The sequence below is a fragment of the Arthrobacter sp. TJ-270 genome, from assembly GCF_058269075.1.
In genome coordinates this window covers 314,995-337,636 of sequence record NZ_JBZCNB010000001.1, presented here as the reverse complement: position 1 = coordinate 337,636, position 22,642 = coordinate 314,995, and the positions used below count along the sequence as shown (strand labels likewise).

General features: G+C 64.5%; 23 protein-coding genes. 9 read left to right on the top strand and 14 right to left on the bottom strand.

Features of this window, described 5'->3' with window-relative positions:
- Positions 1-35: 35 nt before the first annotated feature.
- Together AC4D2M_RS01570 and AC4D2M_RS01565 are read right to left on the bottom strand one after the other, a co-directional pair.
- Positions 36-803 (bottom strand): PspA/IM30 family protein, encoded by a 768-nt coding sequence (locus AC4D2M_RS01570; protein WP_490889403.1) that lies wholly within the window; start codon positions 801-803, stop codon positions 36-38.
- A 52-nt stretch (positions 804-855) separates the two neighbouring features.
- Positions 856-2,964 carry a TPM domain-containing protein gene (locus tag AC4D2M_RS01565; protein WP_490889401.1) on the bottom strand — a complete coding sequence of 703 codons (2,109 nt, stop codon included), beginning with the start codon at positions 2,962-2,964 and terminating at the stop codon, positions 856-858.
- Between the two features lie 298 nt (positions 2,965-3,262).
- Here AC4D2M_RS01565 and AC4D2M_RS01560 point away from each other — a divergent pair, with 298 nt between their 5' ends.
- From AC4D2M_RS01560 to AC4D2M_RS01545, 4 genes are all read left to right on the top strand, one after another.
- Entirely contained in the window at positions 3,263-4,705 is a 1,443-nt protein-coding gene (locus tag AC4D2M_RS01560; protein WP_490889399.1) for a S1C family serine protease, read from the top strand.
- 130 nt (positions 4,706-4,835) lie between these two features.
- Complete coding sequence (locus AC4D2M_RS01555) at positions 4,836-5,654, top strand: electron transfer flavoprotein subunit beta/FixA family protein (RefSeq protein ID WP_490889397.1); 819 nt, start codon at positions 4,836-4,838, stop codon at positions 5,652-5,654.
- Between the two features lie 42 nt (positions 5,655-5,696).
- Positions 5,697-6,644, top strand: a complete 948-nt coding sequence (locus tag AC4D2M_RS01550) for an electron transfer flavoprotein subunit alpha/FixB family protein (RefSeq protein WP_490889395.1) — start codon at positions 5,697-5,699, stop codon at positions 6,642-6,644.
- A gap of 2 nt (positions 6,645-6,646) precedes the next feature.
- The gene (locus tag AC4D2M_RS01545; RefSeq protein ID WP_490889393.1) at positions 6,647-7,405 is read left to right on the top strand and encodes a PIG-L deacetylase family protein; all 759 of its coding nucleotides are present in this window, start codon (positions 6,647-6,649) and stop codon (positions 7,403-7,405) included.
- A gap of 38 nt (positions 7,406-7,443) precedes the next feature.
- Here the strand turns inward: AC4D2M_RS01545 and AC4D2M_RS01540 are convergent, their stop codons facing one another.
- The 5 genes from AC4D2M_RS01540 to AC4D2M_RS01520 all read right to left on the bottom strand — a co-directional run bounded on the left by AC4D2M_RS01540 (position 7,444) and on the right by AC4D2M_RS01520 (position 11,275).
- On the bottom strand, positions 7,444-8,226 hold the full coding sequence (locus AC4D2M_RS01540; protein WP_490889391.1) for an anti-sigma factor: 783 nt from the start codon (positions 8,224-8,226) through the stop codon (positions 7,444-7,446).
- A 16-nt stretch (positions 8,227-8,242) separates the two neighbouring features.
- Positions 8,243-8,863: an ECF RNA polymerase sigma factor SigK gene (gene sigK / locus AC4D2M_RS01535; protein WP_490889389.1), complete on the bottom strand. Its 621-nt coding sequence runs from the start codon at positions 8,861-8,863 to the stop codon at positions 8,243-8,245.
- 193 nt (positions 8,864-9,056) lie between these two features.
- Positions 9,057-9,854 (bottom strand): class I SAM-dependent methyltransferase, encoded by a 798-nt coding sequence (locus AC4D2M_RS01530; RefSeq protein WP_490889387.1) that lies wholly within the window; start codon positions 9,852-9,854, stop codon positions 9,057-9,059.
- Positions 9,851-10,345 carry a tRNA (cytidine(34)-2'-O)-methyltransferase gene (locus AC4D2M_RS01525; protein WP_490889385.1) on the bottom strand — a complete coding sequence of 165 codons (495 nt, stop codon included), beginning with the start codon at positions 10,343-10,345 and terminating at the stop codon, positions 9,851-9,853. The genes AC4D2M_RS01530 and AC4D2M_RS01525 overlap by 4 nt, the downstream gene beginning before the upstream one ends.
- Positions 10,346-10,354: 9 nt before the next feature.
- A complete protein-coding gene (locus tag AC4D2M_RS01520; protein ID WP_490889384.1) occupies positions 10,355-11,275 on the bottom strand; it encodes a J domain-containing protein in 921 nt (306 codons plus the stop codon).
- Positions 11,276-11,379: 104 nt separating this feature from the next.
- Between AC4D2M_RS01520 and AC4D2M_RS01515 the strand changes: the two genes are divergently transcribed.
- The gene (locus tag AC4D2M_RS01515) at positions 11,380-11,967 is read left to right on the top strand and encodes a pentapeptide repeat-containing protein (RefSeq protein ID WP_490889382.1); all 588 of its coding nucleotides are present in this window, start codon (positions 11,380-11,382) and stop codon (positions 11,965-11,967) included.
- 71 nt (positions 11,968-12,038) lie between these two features.
- Here AC4D2M_RS01515 and AC4D2M_RS01510 read toward each other — a convergent pair whose 3' ends face one another.
- Together AC4D2M_RS01510 and folP are read right to left on the bottom strand one after the other, a co-directional pair.
- Complete coding sequence (locus AC4D2M_RS01510; protein ID WP_490889381.1) at positions 12,039-12,785, bottom strand: pyrimidine reductase family protein; 747 nt, start codon at positions 12,783-12,785, stop codon at positions 12,039-12,041.
- Positions 12,782-13,714 carry a dihydropteroate synthase gene (gene folP, locus AC4D2M_RS01505; RefSeq protein ID WP_490889380.1) on the bottom strand — a complete coding sequence of 311 codons (933 nt, stop codon included), beginning with the start codon at positions 13,712-13,714 and terminating at the stop codon, positions 12,782-12,784. Before folP ends, AC4D2M_RS01510 begins: the two co-directional genes overlap by 4 nt.
- Positions 13,715-13,804: 90 nt before the next feature.
- Here folP and AC4D2M_RS01500 point away from each other — a divergent pair, with 90 nt between their 5' ends.
- The 4 genes from AC4D2M_RS01500 to AC4D2M_RS01485 are packed head-to-tail and all read left to right on the top strand — an operon-like array spanning position 13,805 to position 17,605.
- Positions 13,805-15,016, top strand: coding sequence for a cysteine desulfurase family protein (locus AC4D2M_RS01500; RefSeq protein ID WP_490889379.1), 1,212 nt, complete (start codon positions 13,805-13,807; stop codon positions 15,014-15,016).
- On the top strand, positions 15,013-16,152 hold the full coding sequence (gene mnmA / locus AC4D2M_RS01495) for a tRNA 2-thiouridine(34) synthase MnmA (protein WP_490889378.1): 1,140 nt from the start codon (positions 15,013-15,015) through the stop codon (positions 16,150-16,152). Before AC4D2M_RS01500 ends, mnmA begins: the two co-directional genes overlap by 4 nt.
- Before the next feature lie 60 nt (positions 16,153-16,212).
- Positions 16,213-16,575, top strand: a complete 363-nt coding sequence (locus AC4D2M_RS01490; RefSeq protein ID WP_490889376.1) for a chorismate mutase — start codon at positions 16,213-16,215, stop codon at positions 16,573-16,575.
- Positions 16,568-17,605: a uroporphyrinogen decarboxylase/cobalamine-independent methonine synthase family protein gene (locus AC4D2M_RS01485; RefSeq protein ID WP_490889375.1), complete on the top strand. Its 1,038-nt coding sequence runs from the start codon at positions 16,568-16,570 to the stop codon at positions 17,603-17,605. Before AC4D2M_RS01490 ends, AC4D2M_RS01485 begins: the two co-directional genes overlap by 8 nt.
- Positions 17,606-17,609: 4 nt before the next feature.
- Here AC4D2M_RS01485 and AC4D2M_RS01480 read toward each other — a convergent pair whose 3' ends face one another.
- The 5 genes from AC4D2M_RS01480 to AC4D2M_RS01460 form a co-directional block, all read right to left on the bottom strand.
- Complete coding sequence (locus AC4D2M_RS01480; protein WP_490889373.1) at positions 17,610-18,290, bottom strand: DUF4166 domain-containing protein; 681 nt, start codon at positions 18,288-18,290, stop codon at positions 17,610-17,612.
- Between the two features lie 67 nt (positions 18,291-18,357).
- A complete protein-coding gene (locus AC4D2M_RS01475; protein WP_490889372.1) occupies positions 18,358-19,650 on the bottom strand; it encodes a DUF58 domain-containing protein in 1,293 nt (430 codons plus the stop codon).
- Positions 19,651-19,666: 16 nt separating this feature from the next.
- Entirely contained in the window at positions 19,667-20,719 is a 1,053-nt protein-coding gene (locus AC4D2M_RS01470) for an AAA family ATPase (protein WP_490889370.1), read from the bottom strand.
- Positions 20,716-21,966 (bottom strand): DUF4350 domain-containing protein, encoded by a 1,251-nt coding sequence (locus AC4D2M_RS01465; RefSeq protein WP_490889368.1) that lies wholly within the window; start codon positions 21,964-21,966, stop codon positions 20,716-20,718. The genes AC4D2M_RS01470 and AC4D2M_RS01465 overlap by 4 nt, the downstream gene beginning before the upstream one ends.
- Complete coding sequence (locus AC4D2M_RS01460) at positions 21,963-22,637, bottom strand: DUF4129 domain-containing protein (protein WP_490889366.1); 675 nt, start codon at positions 22,635-22,637, stop codon at positions 21,963-21,965. The genes AC4D2M_RS01465 and AC4D2M_RS01460 overlap by 4 nt, the downstream gene beginning before the upstream one ends.
- Positions 22,638-22,642 lie beyond the last annotated feature (5 nt).

Below are 22,642 nucleotides of genomic sequence, written 5' to 3'. Positions count from 1 at the left end.
TTGGGAACCGCCGTCGTCTGGGTTGGAGCTGGGGGTCAGTATTTCGGGCTTTCCTCGCCCTGCTCGATGGCGGACGGGGAGTCCGCACTGGAACCGCCGGACTTGAGGGCGGCGAGGCGAGCCTCAATCTCGCTCTGCTCGCCCAGGTCCTCAAGGCTCTCGAACTGCGCATCAAGACTCGAGTTGGTCAGTTCGGCCTGGCCGAGGACACGGGCTTCCTCGCGGCGGATTTTCTCCTCGAAGCGGCCGACTTCGCTCGTGGGGTCCATGAAATCGATGCTCTTCATGGCGTCGTGCACCTGCGTTTGGGCAGCTGCTGTGCGCGAGCGGGCGATCAGCTCATCACGCTTACTGGTCAGCTCGTTAAGCTTGCCCTTCATCTGGTTGAGGCCGGTCTTGAGCTTCTCGACAATCTCGGTCTGGGAAGCGATGGTCGGCTCGGCGCCCTTGGCCTCGTTTTCGGCCGTCATCTGGCGCTGAATGGCCACCTTGGCCAGATTGTCGAACTTCTCAGCGTCCGGAAGATCGCCGGATGAGCGGTACTCGTCGGCTTTCTTCGACGCCGCGAGCGCCTTGTTGCCCCAGCTCCGCGCGTTCTCGCGGTCCTCGTTGTAGTCCTCCTGCAGCATGCGCAGGTTGCCTATGGTCTGCGCCACGGCGCTCTCGGCCTCGGCGATGCTGTTCGAGTAATCACGGACCATCTGGTCAAGCATCTTCTGGGGGTCTTCCGCCTGATCCAGAAGTGCGTTGATGTTGGCCTTCGCCAGTGTTGAGATACGTCCGAAAATTGATTGCTTTACCATGGGATACCTTTCGATCTGCCTGAGTAATTCCTTGCCTTTTGAGGTCTCTCACCTAGAAATCTCCGAATCCGCCCCCGAAGTCACCGAATCCGCCCCCGCCGGCATCGAACCCACCGAATCCGCCGCCGCCGAACATGCCGCCGTCGCCGCCTCCGCTGAAGCCGCCACCGCCGCCTCCGAAGAACCCGCCGCCGTGGCCGCCGCCGTTGAGGATGGAACCGATGAGAATGCCCCCGAGGAGGGCGCCGCCCATGCCGTCTCCGCGGCCGCCGAACATCCCGCCTCCGCCGAAGCCGCCCATACGTCCGCCGAAGCCGTCCACGTCGTTTTGCGCGATCTGGCCCGCCTGCTCTGCAAGAGCTGCAGCCTGTTGCGCATGGGAGAGAGCGGTCACGGGGTCCTCGGTCTGTATGCGCATCGCGTAGTCAAGGTTGCGCTCTGCTTCCGCCAGACGCGTTCGGGCCTCGCTGCCCACGCCGCCGCGGCGGGCGCGAATGTAATCCGACGTTCCGGAAATACGCGACTGGGCAGCCATGATGGTGTGCTGCAGGGTCTCGCGTGCCCGCCGGATCTGCACTGCCTGGTCGCGGACTCCGCCAATGGCGGAGTCCAGCTGCATGTGTGCGTTCTCAACGCGTTGCAGGAGCGACACAGGGTCGATCTTCCCGGAACCGATCTCACGTTCCACCGACTCCAGCGCAGCCCTCGCCCCTGCCACGGGACCGGCGAGCTCCGGATTGGATCCCGCATCCACCATTGCCTGCGCCTGGGCGAGGTCCTGGGCCGTATCCGAGACAGCGCTTTGCATCTCGCGTTCAGCCGTGGCCAGTTCCGATGCACGGCGATCGATTGCTTCCAGAAGGACCTTCGTCTGGTGCACACCCTCTTCGGTGGCGCGGACGGCAACGACGGCGGCACTGGTGTTACCTTCCGAGAGATGCCTCTGCGCCGTGGAAGAGGCATTGTCGACGAACTGTAGCCGCTCGCGCGCCTGGTCAACGTTGTCTTCGATCTGTGACGTCGCCGAGGTGGCGTATCTCCCCTGGAGTTGCCGCAAGGTTCCTTCCGCTGCTGCCAGGCGCGTTCCGACATCACCCGCAGCAGCCTGTGCCTCCGCCAATGCCCGAGGAGCGTTGCGTTCCAGCTTCCGGAGGGCGTCAAAATCGGCCTTGTGTTCCTGAAGGCTCGCGTTCACCGACTCGCAGCGGCGGATGATGTCGCCGAGCCATTTTCTCTGGTCCTCTTCCGTATCGGGAATATGGTCGTCGAGTTGTTGCTGAAGCTTGAATGATTCGCTCATGTGGGCCTTCGCTACAGCGATGTCCTCCGCGAACGGCTTCACTGCATCATCACCGTACTGGGCCTGCGCGAAGCCGAGTTCCTGTTCGCTGGACTTGATGGCGTCATCGGCGGCAATCAGCAGGCTTCCCGCCCGACGGCGCAAGTCCTCCACGCCGAGAGAGGCCAAAGGATCCAGCACCTGTCCGTCAGCTCCCCGGCCCGGACCGAACTCTATCTCCGAGGGGCGCTGGCGCTGCTCCTGCGGCTCGGGCCTCCGGGTCTTCGACCGGAGATAGAAGTAGCCGCCCGCACCAGCAAGAGCCAGGAGCGCCCCGATGAACAGGACTGAACCCCCACCGCCAACGTCGGAGGCTCCAGCCGTACCGAGTGTGCCGCCGTCAAGGACCTGGTCAACCCCGGTGGTAGCTGCCACGGCTGCGCCTGCCCAATCGTCTCCGCTTAGTTCAGGGACGGCAAAGCTTTGGTAGATCGCGGTGGACTGATCGTCCACCACGCTTGAGCTGTCGGCGAGGATACCACCGGTGCGGTCGTCGACGCCGACTACGAAAATTGCGTCATCAGCCTGGAACCCACTGATGTCCGCAGTCGCGGCGGCCCACTCGCGCGGACTGGACGGGTTGCTGAAGGAGTCAACGTAAGCGACATGGAGCGTATAACCATGCTCGCTCTGGAGCTGCTCGATCGACTGCTCCACCTGCTGCTGTTCAGCGTCGGTGAGCACGTCGGCCTGGTCCACCACCGTCTCCGAACTGAAGTCGACCGGATCGACAGCGTAGGCAGGCGCGGCGACGACCGGGCTCAGCAGAGCCAATGTTCCAACACCCGCGGCGGAGCAGATGCGTGTGATGCTCGACTTCATTCACGACCCTTCAGCAGTGTCCGCCGGGCGCTCCGGGAACTGGCAAACCGCCGTTGTGCAAGGCATAAGTCCCGGAGGTTCGCCTGATTGCGATTCTATGGTGCGCTCTAGGGGCCGTCCACCGGGGAAGCTATGCCCCGAGCGAAATCTTCCGGCTTACCGCACCCTTCGGCGGTGCGAGACAATTACAGAAGGCACTAACGCGTTCGGCTGGCTCACAGCTTCCATACAGGCAACGTCGGCCGTTATTACAGGCTGCTTTGCCATAGTTCAGGAAGCACCATTGAAAGGACAACCGATGACCGAGAACAACCCCGGTTCATATGACGGACCGCTTCCGCCGCGGCCGCTGAATCCTCCCAGTCACAACCCGAACTTCCCCGCGACGCAGCAGCATCAGGGGCATCCCTTCACCTCGCCGCTCGGAAGTTCCGGGTCCCAGCACGGGGACCACTTTGCGAGCCGGTCGCAGGCCCCGGGCACGGCGTTTGGGCCCGGGCCATATGCCGGCCATGACGGACCGGGAAAAAAACAGGGTGAGCCGAAGAAGCGGGTCGGTACAGGAACTTTCCTTGCGGGCATGCTGGTTGCGGGGCTCATCGGCGGCGGTGTGGTGGCCGGCGCTGATGCACTGCTCGAGTCGGGCGTCCCGGTCTCAAACAACGGTGGCTCCCGGCCCCAGTCCGTCGTGATCAATGACACGGAGAGCGTCAACGAGATCACGGGCGCGGCAGCCAAGGCGTCGCCCAGCGTCGTTACCATCTCCGTCAGCGGTGGCGGTTCGGGTGGCTCCGGTTCCGGCATCATCCTTGATGTTGATGGCCATATTGTCACCAATACCCACGTTGTCACGCTCGGCGGTCAGGTTGCCGAACCTGCCGTTGAAGTGCGTACCAATGACGGGCGGGTTTTCCAGGCGCAGATAGTTGGCACGGATCCACTCTCGGACCTCGCGGTGATCAAGATTGATGCTCCCGACCTTCAACCTGCGACGCTCGCCAATTCCTCCGAACTGAACGTTGGTGATGTCGCCATCGCAATCGGCGCCCCGCTGGGCCTTAGCGGCACCGTCACCGACGGCATCATTTCGACTCTGAACCGCACGATCAGTGTGCAGTCCTCTGCGGTTCCCGAAGAACAGTCGGACGCACCGGAACAGGACTCAGGGGATGGCTTCAACTTCCTCCCACCGGACGGTTCTCAAGCGCCCCAGCAGGCCGGCCAAGGCTCGATCTACCTCAACGTGATACAGACGGATGCTGCTATCAACCAGGGTAACTCCGGCGGTGCGCTGGTTAACTCCCAGGGCGAGATCATCGGCGTCAATGTGGCAATCGCGTCAGCCGGCACCGGCGAGAGCGCAGGCAACATCGGCGTCGGATTCTCAATTCCGATCAACTACGCCCAGCGCGTGGCCGACGAAATCATTGCCAACGGCAAGGCAACGCACGGTTTCCTTGGGGTGAGCGTGGGCGCCGCCTCGTCCGGCGGCGCACAGGGCAGCAGCTCCTTCTCCATCGGCGCGCAGGTGCAATCCATCGAATCGGGCAGCCCGGCGGAAACCGCGGGTTTCCAGGAAGGTGACATCATCACGCGGGTCGGCGACTTCCCAATCGAGGATCCACAGTCGCTTACGGCCGCCGTGCGGATGCTCGCCGAGGGGGAGTCCACAGAGGTCGAACTGGTGAGGGCTGACGAAACCCTGACCCTTGACGTCACGGTCGGTCAGGCACCTGCCTGATACCGAAGGAATAGGACGAAGCAGCAGCCCCCGGACCGGGGGCTGCTGCTTCGTCATATGGCTGCGGTAATCGGCACACCGGTGTGGTTAGCTTGTGTGCGGGCAGCTACTAGCCGGAGGAAAGGCAGCAATGGACGAGACAAATCCCGCGCTGAATATCGCGGTGTTGGTGAAGCACGTACCGGACGCCCAGTTCGATCGTCACCTTCGCGGAGAGCACAACACCACCGACCGCTCGGAAAGCATTCTGTCGGAGCTCGATGAGTACGCTCTTGAAGCTGCCCTGCAACTCGCGGAAGCCAATGGCGGCGCCGGTCACCATGTCATAGCCGTCACCATGGGCCCGCCGGCTGCCGTGAACGCGGTGAAGAAGGCCCTGCAGATCGGCGCACATGAAGGTGTTCACCTCAGCGATGAGGCGCTCGCCGGCTCGGACGCGTCCGGCACCTCACGGGCGCTTGCCGCCGTCGTACGGCACCTTGGCAACATCGACCTGGTGCTGACGGGCATGGCTTCCACAGACGGCGAAACTTCCCTTGTCCCCGCTCAGCTCGCAGAGCTGCTGGATCTCCCGCAGGTCACCTTCGCGTCCAGCCTGGAACTGCAGCAGGACGACGGCGCGTGGCACCTCACGGCCCGCCGGGAAAGCGACAATGTGGCTGAGACGGTGGAGAGCGGCCTGCCCGCCGTTGTGTCCGTCACCGACCAGATCAACGAACCGCGGTACCCGAACTTCAAGGGCATCATGGCGGCCAAGAAGAAGACGATTACTACCCTCGCGCTCGCCGACGTCGGGCTGGACGCCTCCGAGGTGGGATTCACCGGTGCATGGACGAGGGTAGAGCAGGCGGAGCCGCGGCCTCCGCGTTCGCAGGGCGTCATCATCACCGACGATGGTGATGCCGGGCGTCGACTGGTTGATTTCCTCGCCGAGCAGAAGCTGCTCTAGCAGCAGCCTATCCTGCGCACAACTTCTCTAGGAGCCCTTGGAATGGCAAAAGTCCTCGTTTACATTGACACGCCCGGTGAGAACCTGCACAAGACTGACCGTGAGTTGTTGACTCTCGCGGGAAGCCTTGGGGAGCCCGTGGTGGCGCTGCTGGGAGAGCTGACTGACCAGGTCTCGGCTGAGCTTGGTGCGTACGGCGCCGGGGCCGTCTATCAGCCGTCGTCCGACGGGCTGAGCGATCTGCTCGTTGCCGGGAAGGCCGCTTTCCTCGGGGCAGCAGCCGCAGCAGCAGAAGCTGACGCGATACTCCTTGGCAATACATTCGAAGCCAAAGAGATAGCCGCCCGGACAGGTATCCGCCTGGCCTCGGGTGTCATCACGGATGCCGTGGCGGTCGGTGAGGACTTCACCGCCACGAAGTCGGTATTTGCCGGCTCATACACCGTCAACGCCTCGGTCACTACGGGGCGTCCGATCATCACGGTCAAGTCGAACAGCGTGGAGGTCGCGACCCCCCAGAGCGGTTCCCTGCCCGAGGTCCGTTCCGTGGATGTAGCGGTGCCGGGAGCGGCAGCACGTATCACCGGCCGCTCGGAGAAGGCGGCGAGCGGCCGCCCAACACTGGATGAAGCACGCGTCGTAGTGGCCGGTGGCAGGGGAGTCGACGGCAACTTCGGGCCGGTCGAGGATCTGGCGGACGCGCTGGGCGGTGCGGTCGGTGCCTCGAGAGCCGCAACGGACGCCGGGTGGATTGATCATTCGGCCCAGATCGGCCAGACCGGCAAAACGGTCTCCCCGCAGCTGTACATCTCCGCCGGCATCTCCGGCGCCATCCAGCAGAAGGCCGGCATGCAGACGGCGAAGGTCATTGTTGCAGTCAACAAGGACCCCGACGCTCCAGTATTCGAGATCGCGGACTTCGGTGTTGTTGGAGACCTGACAACCGTGCTGCCTCAGGCAACCGATGAGATCAGGAAGCGCAAGAGCTGAGCATGACTGAGGTTCCTGAACAAACCACGGACGGCGTGAATCGGGTCCTCTGTTTTGTAGCGCACCCCGACGACATCGATTTCGGCGCTGCCGGGACGGTAGCGAAATGGACCGCAGCCGGCGTCGACGTTGACTACTGCATCATGACCGACGGCGACGCGGGCGGCTTCTCCGAGGAACACCGCACTGACATCGTCGAGTTGCGGCGCGAGGAACAGCGCGCGGCTGCGCGGCTGGTGGGCGTGAAAACGGTGCATTTCCTTGGCCACCGCGACGGCTATCTGGAACCCACACTGGAGCTGGTGGCAGGTGTCGTGGAGCTCATCAGGAGCGTGCGGCCGCAGATAGTCCTGTCGATGCACCCGGAACGAAACTGGGAAAGGATCCAGAAAAGCCACCCAGATCACCTGGCGTGCGGGGAAGCCGTCACCCGGGCAATCTACCCCGCCGTTGAGAACCCGTATGCCTTCCCTGAACTGGCTGCCCGCGGACTGGATTCATACCGCGTTCCGTGGCTGTGGTTCTTCGGCGGGCCCACTCAACTCGAGAACCACTTCGTCGACGTGACCGACCACGTGGAAGACAAAATGCGTGCCCTGCGTTTCCACGCGAGCCAGCATCCGGACATCGAGCGGATGGACAGTACCGTCCGGGGTTTCCTCGCGGCCAACGCCCAGCGCGGCGGCCTGGCGGTAGGGCGCAGCGCCGAGGTTTTCCAGGTGGTCCCGGTCAACACGGAGACAACGATCGCCGGGTTCTGACCGCCGTCAAGCAAGCAGGCTGGACCTTACCGGTTCAGTCAGGCGTTGAAGGGAATTTCTACCACTATTGGAAGGGTCGGCGTACTTGAGCCGCCTTCGGGCTCTACAGTGATCGCCAGGCCTGTGTATGAGTTGATGCCTTCGATCGCCAGTTCGGTGTGCGCGACATCCTCGCCGGTCATGGTTCCGAGCGATTCCGGGGAAGCACCATCTGCAGGGATGCGCCACATTTGGTACACCTTGCCCTCCGGCGGTGCCGGGACACCGTCGAGGGTGACGACGGCGGCATCCCTGGACTCGGAAAACGCCAGTTCAGCTGTGCCGGAGTCGCCGATCTCGACCTCTTCACGCTGGACGTCGTCCGCTTGCAGGACCTGCTCCTGGATGGAGGAAGGCTGCAGGTTCTGTGCCACCGTCACACCGCCGACCGCGACCACCACGGCAGCGGCGGCTGCGAGCAGCCAGCGCCCCATGGGGGAATGACCGCGACGCGCGGTACGGCGTGCGGCGAGCTCGTCTCCGGCCGCGGCCGCTGGAGTGGTCGAGGCCGTGTCATCCGGCAAATTGTCCACGATGCGCGTGTACAGGTCAGCCGGCGGCTCTTCCTCGTGGGTGGCATAGGCCTGTGCAAGGGTCTCGTGCGCTGACTGGACGCGCCGGTCGAAGGCCTGACGGATCTCAGGAGCGGCATCTGAAATGTAGTCCTCGAGCGTGGTGCGCTCTTCTTCGCTTATGGCATCCAGGGCATACAGCTCAGCCCATTCCGGGGCGAGGCCGTTGGCCAGGTCCTGCCGAAGATCACCCGAGAAGTTTTTGTTCATATCCTTGGCCTGCATTTCAGTTCACCCCCAAACATGTTTTCAGGCGGATCAATCCGTCTCTGATTCTTGACTTGATGGTCGGTACCGCCACATCAAGCTTTTCCGCCACTTCTCGATACGTCAGTCCGCCGTAGTAGGCGAGCCGGACAGATTCCTGCTGCGTCTCAGTCAGCGTCTCCAAGCACTTGACGACAGCTTCAGCTTCCAGCCGCTGGGTGACCGTGTCGACGACATCATCATGGTCTTTGACCTGCATGGCCGCGCCGTACCGGGCTTCACGGTCGGTGGAACTCTGCTCCGATCTCACCCTGTCCACAGCCCTGCGGTGTGCCAGCGTCATCAGCCACGCCATCGGGCTCCCCGCGTCCGGATTGAAGCGGTCCGCCATGTTCCACACCTGAAGGTAAACCTCCTGTGTGGTGTCCTGGCTAAGCTCGGGATCGATCAGGACACGTCGGGCAAGGCCATATACCCTGCGCGATGTCTGTGCGTAAAACTCCGCGAAGGCGCCTTGGTCATGCTGGGCGATCCGCGCCAACAGACCAGACAGGTCAGCCGCCGAGCCGGAGGACTCACCGGTGGCCTGATCAGGGTCCGATCCGGCAGCGGTTGTCCGGCTCACACGTGGAGTATCCATAGGCTTCAAGCATAAAGCGCCCCGGTGTCTATCTCTAACAGCATGGCCGACGGCGCGTGTGAGCACGTCTCGCCCAATTGGCCGTGCGCCCATGTCCTACCGCCATTTCTCCAGAACTGCATGCCTGATCAGTTGCAACCGATGACATCTTTTGTTCGTCGCGGAGAGCGACATGGATGGGTTCGCGTCTGTGCTAGTGACGGACGGCGACGGCGATCAATGAGTCGGCGTTAAGGGTCAGATCGCTGCCGAGTTTCTCCATGAAGCGGCTGCGGATGCGCTCCCGGCCCTCAGCGTCGGCAGGCAGCAGGAACCGGTATCCGGTGCCAAGCACCAGGGTCCAGGCAAGTTCGGCGTCCAGCGGAACCTCCAAAGGCGTCTCATGCACCTCGACGGACGCGAACCCTGCCGTCTCCAGGAAGGCGTGCAACTTTTCAACTGATGAAATCTCCGCCATTTGCCGTGTCGGCTTGGGAACCGGAGCTTCGCGCAGGTGCGGTTGCTCCTCGAGGCACACTTCGCGCAGGAGCGTCGCGAACGGTTCGTGGGCGTGTTCCTGCCAGGTGCTCATGGCCAGCTTTCCGCCGCTGCGTAGCTGCGAAGCAAGATGACGGGTACCGGCGGCCATGTCGGGGAGGAAAAAGAGCCCGTAGCAGCAGAGCACGGCATCATATTGCTGCCCGGACGACCATACCGACGCATCCGCCTCTGTGAACGTGATGGCGTCGAGGCCCAGCGCGGCTGCCTTGGCAGTCGCGAGCGAAAGTAGTTCAGTGGACAGGTCCACGGCGTCAACCCGTCCATCGGGACCCACCAGCTGTGCTGCGGGGATAGTGCTCGCGCCGCTTCCGCAGCAGGCGTCGAGCACGCTTTCGCCCACGTGAAGATCGGCTGCGGCAACAACCGCGTTGCCCATGGTGTTCCAGAGAACCGGGGCCAGGCGCTCGAAGTGCTCTGCGCCGTCGTCGAACAGGCTGCCTACATCGGTCACGAACGTTCCTCCAAGATGGACTGGCTTGGGTTGGCACCCTCGAAACCCTGCTGACGCCAGGCCTCGTAGAGCACGATGGACGCCGAGTTCGCCAGGTTGAGTGAACGCCGCGAGGGGAGCATGGGCAACCGCACGCGCGAGGTGACGGCCGGATGATTCTTCACTTCGGACGGCAGTCCCACAGACTCCGGCCCAAAGAGGAGCACGTCCCCGGGGCGGTAGTCGATGTCTGAGTACGTGACCGTGCCCTCGGCGGTGTAGGCGAAGAGGCGATCGGGTCGAAGAGCTCCCAGAGCGGCGTCCAGGTCCCGGTGGACGGTCAGGACGGCGAGATCGTGGTAGTCCAGTCCGGCCCTTCGAAGCTTCGTATCGTCGAGGTCGAAGCCCAACGGTTCAACGAGGTGAAGTTCTGCACCGGTGACCGCAGCAAGCCTGATGGCGTTGCCGGTATTACCGGGGATCTCGGGCGTATAGAAGAGGATGCGGAACACCGTGTAATCCTAGCGCCCGGCCGCACGCAGCAAGCGGCCGAGCACAGGTACCTGCACCGTATTGGCCTGGGGGCCCTCAGAAAGGAAGCGCCGCACCTCGCGAAGCAGTGTCCCGGGGTTGGCAACGTGGACGGACACCAACGCCGAGCGGTCCAGCGAGGGCGGGTAGTCCACAATCGGTTCGAACGGGTTGTTCTGCCGGCCGTGGAGCACCAGCCAGCCGCGCACGTTGCACTCCGGAAAGAGGTCCTGAACCCGACGCACGGTCTCGGTGATTCGCACGTCTCCCGCGTGCCGTCCGCGGTGTCGCAGACGGTGCCCGTCCCAGGAGTAATTTCCAGGGGGCGCCACGAGCGAGTCGACGACGGCAATGCGGTAACCGGCCAGCAGCGCGTGACCGACATCCACGCCGCGGCCGAAAGACAATCCATTGACCAACCGGGCTGCAGGAAAACCGGGCAGCAGACTGGCCTCCAACAGGCGCGCGGTGGCGCGCTCGCCGTCGTAGCGTGCCGTGGCGCCCGGTCGAAGCTTGGCGAAGCCGCCGGGCTCCCGGGCGGTTCCGTGAACCTGCTGTTGCGCCAGGGTGAGAGGCACCACTGCCGCTGCGGCGTCGTCGTCGTAGCCGGGTTCGTAGCGAGGGGGCTGGGTGTAGACCTCGGGCGCAGGCGGCTGGCGCCTCGCGGCCGATGCAGGCCTTGCATCCGGTAACGGATCCTCGATGCCCAGGGTGCGATCGTAACGACGCCGGCGCTCAGGATCGGAGAGCATTTCGTAGGCTACGGCGACATCGTGGAATAGCTCGGCGCTGCCGCCCTGGTCAGGGTGGGCTGAACGGGCGGCTTTGCGGTACGCGCTCTTGATTTCTTTCGCAGTGGCGCTTCTGCTCACCCCAAGCACGGCGTAGTACGTGCGGTCGGGGCTTGCCATAGTGGCCTTTCGTCCGAAACGGGATCAGTAACGTCGTTCAGGTTCCGCGCTTGACTGTAAACGGTGGCGTCACCTCCGGCAAATGGGCAGCTAGCATCAGGAGAATGGCGGGCGACGACGAGGTACGGAGCGGACTGGACTGGTACGCGTTCAAAAGTGAGCGCGAAGATCACAGCGGAGCGCGCTTCGTCGACTGCGACTTCACTGAACTGCGTACCGAGGGCAGCATCTTCAGCGGTTGTGTGTTCCGCAACGTGCGGTTCAACGTTTCGACCCATATCAACAGCGCCTTCGACAATTGCCGCTTCGAGCACTGCAACTTCTTCGACGCCACGTTTGAAGGGTGCAAGTTCACAGGCAGCGTCTTCATCGGCTCAGCTTTGAAGCCGGTGCGGGTCAAGGGCGGCAACTGGTCCTTCGTCTCGCTGGTGGGGGCAGACCTGCAGCGTGGATCCTTTTCTGAAGTGAACTTCACGGAAGCTGACTTCACCAACGCAGACCTCCGCAATACCGTGTTGCGTAATTGCCGCCTGGCCAACATCGCCTGGAGCGGCGCGCGTTTGCGCGAAGCCGACCTGCGCGGAAGCACCCTCGAAGGGATAGAGGGGGAGGAGTTCAATGTCCGCGGCGCCGTCGTCGACGTCGCCCAGGCGCTTGCGATAGCAGAGGCGCATGGGGCGGTGATCCGGTGAAGCTCGGTCGGCGATGGGTTGGTACGCCTCGACGTATTACCCGGTGCTTGGAAAACCCGGCCTGAGCGGCGTCACCCCGCTTTTGCCCGGACCCAGCGTCCGAAGAGGGCGGAATCTGACTCGAGCAGTGACGCCAGTGTCAGCCGGCGGAGGGCCGGGCTATCGACGCCGGTTGAGATGTGGGATTCCTCGCCTCCGGTCAACAGAGGGCTCAATGAAAGGCAGAGCTCGTCCACAGTATCTTCGGCGATGAAACCGCCGAAGATGCTTGGCCCGCCTTCGCAGAGGATGCGTCCCAACCCGCGCTCGTGGAGCCAGGCAGAGCACCTGTGCGCATCAACGTCCTCTTCGCCGGCAACGACGACGTCGGCAACCCCGGAGAGGGACCGCACCCGCGTCGGGTCGACCGCCGCCGTCGTGAAGATGATGGGGCGCACCGGGGAGAGTCTGAACAACTCACTGTCCGGCTCGATGCCAAGCGTGCGGGAGATCATGGCAATTGCAGGGTGTTCGGTAAGCCCATGGGCAGCGCGCCAGGCGGTGTCCTCATCACTGACCAGCGGCCCCGCGTAGCCCTCAGCACGCACCGTTCCTGCTCCCACAAGGATCACATCACAGAGCCGCCGGATGAGCCCGAACAACCGTCGGTCGCCCTCGTTACCCAGCGGCGCAGAGACGCCCCGGTGCGTTGCGGATCCGTCGAGGCTGGAGATGAAGTTGAACCGCACCCACGGGCGCTGAGCCGGGTACGCGTAGAGTGCGAGCAGCTCCTCGTCGGTACGGTCGGAGGCACGGGCTGGAAGGATCTGGTTGATCATGGGGTGTTGAAATCTCCCATGTTGTGCTTGAGGTAAGCTGGCCGGCGCCAGCCCATGGCTGCCTCCACCATGTTGATGGCGGAGCGGGCGGCGGCGACATTGTGCATCCGGAGGACCCGCGCTCCGCCCAGGGCGCACATGACGGCCGTGGCAATGGATCCTTCGGCCCGCGCCTGCTTCGGCAGATCCAGCGTCTCGCCGATGAAGTCCTTGTTCGACACTGCGGCGAGCGTCGGGAACCCCAGCCCCGCAATCTCAGAGAACCGGCGTGTGATTTCGAGCGAATGCAGTGTGTTCTTGTTCAGGTCATGTCCCGGGTCCACGAGGATACGGCCCTCGCTGATGCCCAGCGCTACAGCACGTTCCACCTGCCGAACCAGGAAATCGGCAACCTCTGTAACCACGTCGGTGTAGGTCGGTCTGCCCAGCACCGTCCGCGGTTCCGCGAGGCTGTGGGTGATGACCACATGCGCACCTGTCCCGGCGATCACAGCGGCGAGATCGGGGTTCCGCAGCCCGGTGGTGTCATTGACAACGTTGGCCCCTGCCCTGATTGCTTGCTCGGCCACCTCGGGCAGGAACGTGTCGGCCGAGATGACGACGTCGGACGCTTCCCTGACGGCCCGGATCACCGGAACAATGCGGTCGGCTTCCTCGACGGCCGGGATCGCGGGTCCGGGCGCGAAGGGTGCGCCGCCGATATCGACCCAATCGGCGCCGTCGGCAACGGCCTGCAGCGAAGCGTCCACTGCCGCCTGCAGGGCAAACATGCGTCCGCCGTCGTAAAAGGAGTCCGGAGTGCGGTTGATGATCGCCATCAGTGCGATCTGTCGGTCGAAGTCGAGTACGCGATGCCCGAACTCATGCCTGGCGTGCAGCAGTCGGGGAATGAACAGCGGGGAACCGGTCTGAACGGGCGTCTCTTCCACAGCTCATTTCTATCAGCCCTTCCTGACAACGATTCCGCTGCGTCCAGCGGCCCGTTCGGCTTTGGCTTTCCCCGACGATAGAATCATGGGGTGCCCGTGTACCTGGATCACGCGGCGACCACGCCCCTTTCGGCGCCCGCGCTCGCCGCACTCACCACCGAACTCAGCCGCAGCGGCAACCCTTCATCGCTGCACGGCTCGGGTCGTCGTGCCCGCAGGGTGGTAGAAGACGCCCGCGAAACCCTCGCAAGGGCAGCCGGAGCGCACCCGTCGGAAGTCATCTTCACCTCCGGTGGGACCGAAGCGGACAACCTCGCCGTCAAGGGACTGTTCTGGGCCCGCCGCGGAGCTGATCAGCGGAAGACACGGATCCTGTGCAGCTCCGTCGAGCATCACGCCGTCCAGGACACCGTTGAGTGGCTTGAACAGCATGAGGGCGCGCAGGTCACCTGGCTCCCCGTCACCGCGGAGGGAGTCGTTCGCCTGGAAGTGCTCGAGGAGGAACTCAGCGCCGGTGCGGACGAGATCGCGCTGGTCACCGTGATGTGGGCAAATAACGAGGTCGGTGCCATCCAGCCGGTGGCGGACATCGTCGCGGCGGCTGCCCGTTACGGCGTCCCCGTGCACTCGGACGCTGTTCAGGCCTTCGGCTCATTACCCGTCTCCTTCGCCGAGTCCGGGCTCGCCACCATGGCGGTCAGCGGGCACAAGATCGGCGGTCCGGTGGGCGTTGGCGCACTGCTGGTTGGGCGGTCCGTGAAGCTCACGCCCGTTCAGCACGGCGGTGGGCAGGAACGCGACATCCGCTCCGGCACCCTCGATACGGCCGGAATAGCGGCGTTTGCGGCAGCAGCCGACGACGTCGTCGGTTCCCTGCAGGGGGAGTCGGCACGCATCGCCGTGCTGCGCGACCAGCTGATTGCCGGCGTCGAACGCGTTGTGCCGGAGGCGGTCCTCAGGGGACCGCGAACCGAACGGCTGCCAGGCAACGCGCACTTCACCTTCCCGGGATGCGAGGGGGACTCACTGCTCTTCCTGCTCGATGTCGCAGGAGTGGAGACGTCCACTGGGTCGGCCTGCACCGCCGGGGTGCCCCGGCCGTCGCACGTCCTTCTGGCCATGGGCCTGACCGAAACCGAAGCCCGCGGCTCCCAGCGTTTCAGCCTCGGGCATACATCGACGCGCGAAGACGTTGACGCTTTGGTGGGCGCCCTGCCCGAAGCGTACGAACGTGCGCGGAAGGCGGGCATGTCCGGCCACGCATCATCCATCCAGACAGCAGGAACGGGTTTCAGTTCATGAAGGTACTCGCAGCGATGAGCGGCGGAGTCGATTCGGCGGTTGCGGCGGCCCGCGCAGTAGAGGCAGGGCACGACGTCGTCGGCGTTCACCTCGCGCTCTCACGCATGCCCGGGACCCTGCGGACCGGCAGCCGCGGTTGCTGCACGATCGAGGACAGCCGCGATGCCTGGCGTGCCTGCGATATCCTCGGCATCCCCTACTACGTCTGGGACTTCTCCGAGCGGTTCAAGGAAGACGTGGTGGATGACTTCATCGCCGAGTACGCCGCCGGACGCACCCCCAACCCGTGCATGCGGTGCAATGAACGCATCAAATTCGCTGCACTGCTGGAGAAGGCTCTCGCGCTCGGTTTCGACGCGGTATGCACCGGACACTACGCAAAGGTCATCGAGAACGCAGACGGCAGCCGGGAGCTGCATCGGGCGGCAGACTGGGCCAAGGACCAGTCGTACGTCCTCGGCGTCCTCACGCACGAGCAGCTGAAGCACTCCATGTTCCCGCTCGCTGACACCCCCTCCAAGGCAGAGGTACGGGCCGAGGCCGAGAGGCGCGGACTGTCGGTAGCCAACAAGCCCGATAGCCACGACATCTGCTTCATTCCCGACGGCGACACCCGCGGCTGGCTTGAGGAGCGCATCGAGCTTACCGAGGGCAACATCGTGGATGTCGAAGGCGAGACCATCGGTACGCACTCCGGGGCCAACGCATTCACCATCGGCCAGCGGAAGGGCCTCAAGCTCGGGCGCCCCGCTCCCGACGGCAAGCCCCGGTTCGTCCTCGAAATCCGCCCGAAGGAAAACACCGTGGTCGTCGGTCCGGAGCGCATGCTCGCTGTCGATCAGCTGCGCGGGATCAAGGTGTCCTGGGCGGGACTGCCGATTCCCGCCGTCGAGTCCGGTGAGGAGTTCGACTGCATGGCGCAGGTGCGTGCCCACGGTGATCCCGTGGACGCCCGCGCACACGTTGAGTACGACGACGAGGGCCGCCAGAGCCTCGTGGTACGGCTCGTCGAGCCGATGCGCGGCGTCGCCCCCGGACAGACCGTGGTGATCTATCAGGGCACCCGGGTGCTCGGGCAGGCGACACTGGATTCAGCCCGGTCGCTGGAGCGCCCCGACCTCGCTGCGGCACGCTGACGATCAGACGATCGCAGACACAATGCGCGGTGCCCGCGTGCGGTCTGCTTAACTGGAACCATGACTGAGAAGACCCGGCGTTTCGACCCTGCAGCGAGCTCACTCGCCGGCGAAGTTGACCCCGCCGTCATGGAAGAACTGCTCTCAGTTCGGGGCAGCATTGACAACATTGACGCCACCCTGGTGTACCTGCTGGCTGAACGCTTCAAAGCGACACAGCGTGTGGGCCACCTGAAAGCCGAGCACAAGCTGCCGCCCGCGGACCCTGCTCGGGAAGCCGCGCAGATCTCCCGGCTGCGTGCACTGGCCGAGGAAGCCAATCTGGATCCTGCTTTCGCGGAGAAGTTTTTGAACTTCATCATTTCCGAGGTCATCCGCCACCACCAGGACATTTCCGAGAACCACTCGTCGCGCGATGCCTGATACGGCAGCGGTGCCTGACACCGCGGCGGTCACGGTCACTGCCCTGGGCGACTGGCCCGGCCAGGACCCTGTTGAAGCACACCGGGTCATCCGCGGTGAGCTCGGGAGCCCGAACCTGCCGTTCCTGCCGTCGCTGCCTGACCGCGGCGTCGGCAGCGACGAAATTGGCAGAACCGCCGGTTTACTCCCAGAACTTCCCGTCGACCTGCAGCCGCACGGCTGGAGGCTGGTGGACCGGCCCGGCAAGGATGTTCGGCGGGCTGTTTCCGCGCTGTCCACCGACTTCAACATCCTTGCCGACATGGTGGGTTCCGAAGAGCGTCCCGCCGAGGAGCTCAAAGTGCACTGTCGGGGACCCATGTCGCTCGCTGCGAACCTCCATCTGCACAATGGCGAACGTGCGCTGCTCGATTACGGTGCGCGGCGGGACCTCCGCGATGGGCTGATTGAGGGCGTCAGTTCGCTTCTGCGTCGCGCGGCCACTGCGAGCCCCGGTGCTGCGCTCACGCTGCAGTTGGACGAACCGGAGATCGCAGGGGTGCTCGAGGGCAGCATACCTACGGCCAGCGGATACCGGACGCTGCGCGCCGTACCGAAGCATGAAGCAATCGAAGCCTGGACAGTGCTGGCGGAGGGAGCGCGCGAGGCCGGTGCCGCTGCCGTCGTGCTTTCCTTCAGAACCGCAGAGCAGTTGACTCTTGTCCAGCGGGTGCCTGGCGTAGGTGTTGCTGTTCCGATGAGCGGTGTGTCCAACCGCGACTGGGAAGCGCTCGCGGAACTGGTCGAAGCCGGCCGCACCCTGTGGGCAGGTGTCCAGGTTCCGAGCGGCAGGCCGCCGCGGGTGCAGGAGACGGCCGATGCGCTGCTGCGTCCCTGGAGGGGGGTTGGCCTGGCCATCCAGTCGCTGCGGTCCATTCGGCTGGTCCCCGCCGAATGTCTGGCGGAGCGTTCGCCTGACCACGCCCGCAGAATGCTGGCGCATCTTCACCAGAGCGCTGACGCCCTCAATCAGGCCATCGCGGACGCTTGACCGGTCACGCGCGTCGTTCCCAGCGTGCCGGCGCCGCCTCATCGGGCAGGCCGCCGCTGTATGGGGTCAGTTCATAGGTGAACCAGCCGGCGTACACGAGAACCGGCCCGAGCTGCCTGTGCAGGACGTTTGTCTTGATGCGGAACCGGTGCTCGTCCTCGTCCCACCACTGCTCCATGTAGGCCTGGGCGCCGACGACGTCGGGCAGCGGCAGCCTGAGCGGACCGGCGAGGATACGGGTGGCAGAAGAGGTCATCCGCATATGTCCGTTGGCCGTTACCTCGCAGGTGAGGGCGGTGGCCATACGCCGGTGAAGCCCCAGATAATCGACCAACCGGCCCTCGACCCATGATGTGGTGTCCTCGAAGACCCGGGACACGTTATTGAACGAAATGTCGCGGCGCGCGGTGAGCGAGGGCCTACCGAACGGGTCCAGGTGGGCCCAGTTCCGCACGGTGAAGCCCACGTTGTTCTCGTACTCCGGGAAAAAGGAGTTCTCCTTCGCGGCCAGCGCAAAGAACGGTCTGAGGAGTGGGGCAGGGCTACCCGCCACGTCAAAAGATCCGCGTCCGGTTCCGAACTGCTGTGAGTCTTCGTGCAGACTGAAGTACTCCTGGAGCTGTGGTTGCAGGCGACCGAACTCTGCTCCGAGCGCTCGATGGTAGACCGAGGACGTTATGACCATCTCCTTTGTATGAGCCAGTCCAGTGTGATGCCGGCTGTGAATCGCGTATGGGCCTGCAGGCGCGCCGTCACAGCCGACCCGCTGCCTTCAGGCGAATGTAAAGGTCTGCCAGTTTCGACGGAAGCTCGTGCGGAGGCTCGTCCACGATCTCCGCGCCGAGCTGGCGGAGGCGTTCCTTGATGGCAGCGCGGTCCAGAAGAGCACGTTCAGCGGCAGCCGCGCGGTATGTCTCCGCAGCTGTGCCGCGCTGGTGGCGCAGCTCATCAAGGTGCGGGTCGCGGACGGACGCCACCACGACGACATGCTGCGCGGTCAGTGACGGCAGCATCGGCAGCAGGCCCTCCTCGACTGCCCCCGCATCCAAAGCGGTCAGGAGCACCACCAGGCTGCGGTGGGCGGAGATCGAGCGCACCTGTGCAGGGATTCTTGAAAAGTCAGCCTCGATCAGTTCGGAGTCCAATGGAGCCATTGCTGTGACGAGGGATGCGAGCAGGTTGCCCTTGGCCGCGGACTCCACCCTCGCACGCGGACGCCGGTCGAAGGCGAGGAAATCGACGCGGTCACCGCCCCGTTGGGCCATCACCGCCAGCAGGAGCGACGCCTCAATTCCCGTATCAAGGCGGGGCTCGTCCTCGATGCGGACAGCTGAAGTGCGGGACGTGTCGAGCACAATGACGACGCGGCGGTCGCGTTCCGGGCGCCATGTCCGCACCACCGTGTCCCGCCTTCGGGCGGATGCCCGCCAGTCGATGGAACGGACATCGTCTCCGCGGACGTAGTCACGCAGAGAGTCAAATTCTGTTCCCGCCCCACGGATCTGCACTGCCGCGCGCCCATCAAGTTCCCGCAGACGCCTTAGCTTCGAGGGCAGTAGCCGCTTGGAGTTGAACGGCGGCAACACCCGGAGGGTGCCTGGCGCTGGGATTGTGATCTGACGGGCGGCAAGCCCAAGCGGACCTGCACTGCGGATTGTCACGTGGTGCACCGACAAATCGCCGCGACGCCGTGGAACCAGCCGCACCTGGAGATTGCGGCCCTCACCCGCAGGAATGCTCAGCCGGTGCGCTGGGTTCTGGGCACCTGCCGAAGGTTGCCAGCCCTCACGTATCCAGCCGCGAAAGGCCCTCTTGGCATGGTTCCGAACAGTGAGGGTGCTTGTGGCCCCCTCCGTGAGGCGGACAGTCTCAGGTAGCTTCCGCTGAACGCCGATCGACCGCGGGGAAGCGGCGAGGGCAAGATCGACCGCGCATCCAACAATCAGCAGGGCAAACCACACAGCGATCGACACGGCGCCCGGGTAGAGGACTACCGGGATGACGCCGAGGAAGGCCAGGATGACGAGACGAGCAGTAATGCTCATGCTGTTGCGCTCACAACTACCTCGGCACGGGAACGGTCGCCAGGATGTTACCCAGAACGCTGTCGACGCTCACACCATCCATCTGGGCTTCCGGGCGCAGTGCGACTCGGTGTCGCAGCGCAGGAAGAGCCAATGCCTTCACGTCGTCGGGTGTGACGAAGTCGCGACCGGAAAGCCACGCCCAGGCGCGGGAGGTGTTCAACAGGGCGGTGGCACCGCGGGGAGAGACTCCAAGCTGGAACGACGGCGCGGCGCGCGTTGCACGTACGACGTCGACGATGTAGCTCAGCACCTCGGGAGCCACTCCCACCCTCTTTACCGCTTGCCTGGCGGCGGCAAGGTCCCTTTCACCCGCTACTGCCCTCACTCCGGCTGCTTCGAGGTTCCGGGGGTCGAACCCCACACTGTGCCGGCGGATTACCTCGATTTCGTCGTTCCGATCAGGCAGCGGAAGGGTGAGCTTGAGCAGGAAGCGGTCCAGCTGTGCTTCGGGAAGGGGGTAGGTGCCCTCGTATTCCACCGGATTCTGCGTTGCGGCGACAATGAAAGGCTCCGGCAGCGGCCTCGTCACACCGTCCACGGATACCTGCCGCTCCTCCATGGCCTCCAGGAGTGCGGCCTGCGTTTTAGGCGGTGTCCGGTTGATTTCATCGGCGAGGAGGATGTTGGTGAAGACCGGGCCCTCCCGGAAGGTGAATTCAGCCGTGCGGGACTCGAAGATGAGCGATCCCGTCACGTCGCCGGGCATGAGGTCCGGTGTGAACTGGACCCGCTTGGTTTCGAGGCTAAGGGCCGCCGAGATGCTGCGCACCAGCAGCGTCTTCGCCACACCGGGTACACCTTCCAGTAGTACGTGACCCTTCGCTAGGAGTGCGATGAGCAGTCCGGTCACCGCCGCGTCCTGCCCTACGACCGCCTTCGCCACCTCTTCACGCACTGCAACGAGCGCGCGTCGGGACGGATCCGCCGGAGTTGTGCGCTCAGCCGAGGCTCCAGCCGGGAGCGAGGAAGCGCCATCGGATGCTTCGTGGGCGGGGGGAGCAGGTTGGTGCTGGTGGTGTTGATTCATGAACGACGGATCTCCTGTTCGAGTTTTTCCAGTTCCTGGCTCCACTGCACGAGTTGGGCATCGGAGTGAGGCATAAAGGAGTTGAGCAACCGGTCGACGTCGGCGAATTCGCGGTTGGTTCTTCGAGCGGCGGCCGCTGCAACTGACGCCCGGGTGTTGGAGGACGGTATCCGCAGCTGTGTCGCCAGCCGGGTCAGCGTCCCTGCGCGGAGCGTCTCGGCGGCGTGCTCCACTGCACCGGCATCCTGGTACAGACGCGCCCTGCCGGCCGCGGTTTCGGCCGAACGGACGATGACAGGCAGCGGCTCCGCGACGAGCGGGCCCAACCGGCGGCCCCGCCATAGGATGGCGAGCAGCGCCGTGACCAGCAGCCAGAACATCAATGGGTTGACGAAGTCGGGAAGCAGGCTCAAGGCATCAGCCGGCCCGGAGGTAATCGCCAGGTCGTCTTCAGTGGGCTGGTACCAGACAAGGGTGCTGGCGCTGCCAAGAACTCGGAGCGTGAGGGCGGCGTTGCCATTCTCGTCGATCAGCTCGTTGCTCATGATCGCCCCGTTACCCAGAACGGCCACTGTTCCGTCGGCAGTGGTTGCGAAGGTCCCCGCCGGATTCTCGCCCTCACTCTGGGGTAGTGGGAAACAGGTGACCGTGCCGCGGTAGGACAATCCGCCGGGACTCACGGCCGCCGCGGCCCTCGCATCCGGATCAGCACATTGTGCCTGCAGGGCTTCTTCAATGTCATCAGGGACCACTCCGGCGGAGCGAATACCGTCAGCCAGTTCGGTCAGCATGGTGAGGCTCGGCTCGATCAGGAGGGTCCGGTCGGCGAGCCCGCCGCCGAGCGTCGCCAGCTGCTCTGACCTGAGCCAACCATTGGGATCATGCAGGAGCAGCGTGTCATCGGTGTCCCCAAGCGCACCGACGGCCTCTTCGAGTGACTCCGCGCGGATCACCTCGACGCCGGTGCGGCTCAACACCTCCGCGGCTGCGCGTGCCCCCTGCGGCGCAGCATTGTCTGGAGAGAGCGGTCTCGGTTCACCGGCACCCGAGGCCACCGCGCCGATGACGACGGCGATCACGAGGAGGACGACAAGAACGGTCCAACCCCGTGCCCGCTTCAGCCTGCCAAGAAGCGTGGAGCGGGCGCTTCCTCCGTCGCCCATTACTTCACTGCCGACACTGCTTTCGCGGTCGACGGCGTCAGCCCCGTCCTCTGCAGCCAGGGTTGCCTTCATGTCACTGGTCATACCGGAGCCGTCCATTGCTGACTGTCGGCCCGCCGGTGCGGCTGCGACCGCTGCAGCCCCTGATCAAGGTCCACGGCTCGCTGATAGTCGGCCTGGGTTGCGGGCCGTGCGCCATAGTGCACTTCATTGAAGCGCATCGCCAACCAGCGGAGCTCCTCTGCCTGACTGCTGAACAGAACCTGCAGTTGGTGGGCAACCTCGACGGCGGTACGTCCGGCCTGCTCATCCAGGATGACGCGTTCCTCCGCCGAGCGGGTGATGGCCCGGAAGCGTTCTGTGAGCGCCTCGTCCCAGTCTCCTGTTCGCGCAGCAGCGTCCGCGTAATCACGATGAGCCTGCGCGGAAATCTGGACAGCCGCCTGAAAGACCGTGGGATCGGGACGCTTCCTGGCGTTGAGTCGCGGTTTGATCAGGAGTACGGCCGCCGTGATGACGACGACGGCGCCGATCGCCAGCAGAAGGGTACCCAGACCCGCGTCTACGCCCCTGACTTGCCCCAGAATCTCTCCCAGCCAGTTGAGGAGAGCCGTCCAGGCGCGTTCAAGAAGCGAAGGCTCAGCATCCCGATAGATGCCTTTCGCCAGTTCCTCCTGCAACAGTTGCCGGGCTTCGTCGTCCGGCTGAACAGGCACTTCGGCAGGCACCAGATACATCGCTCGTTCAGCGGACATGAATG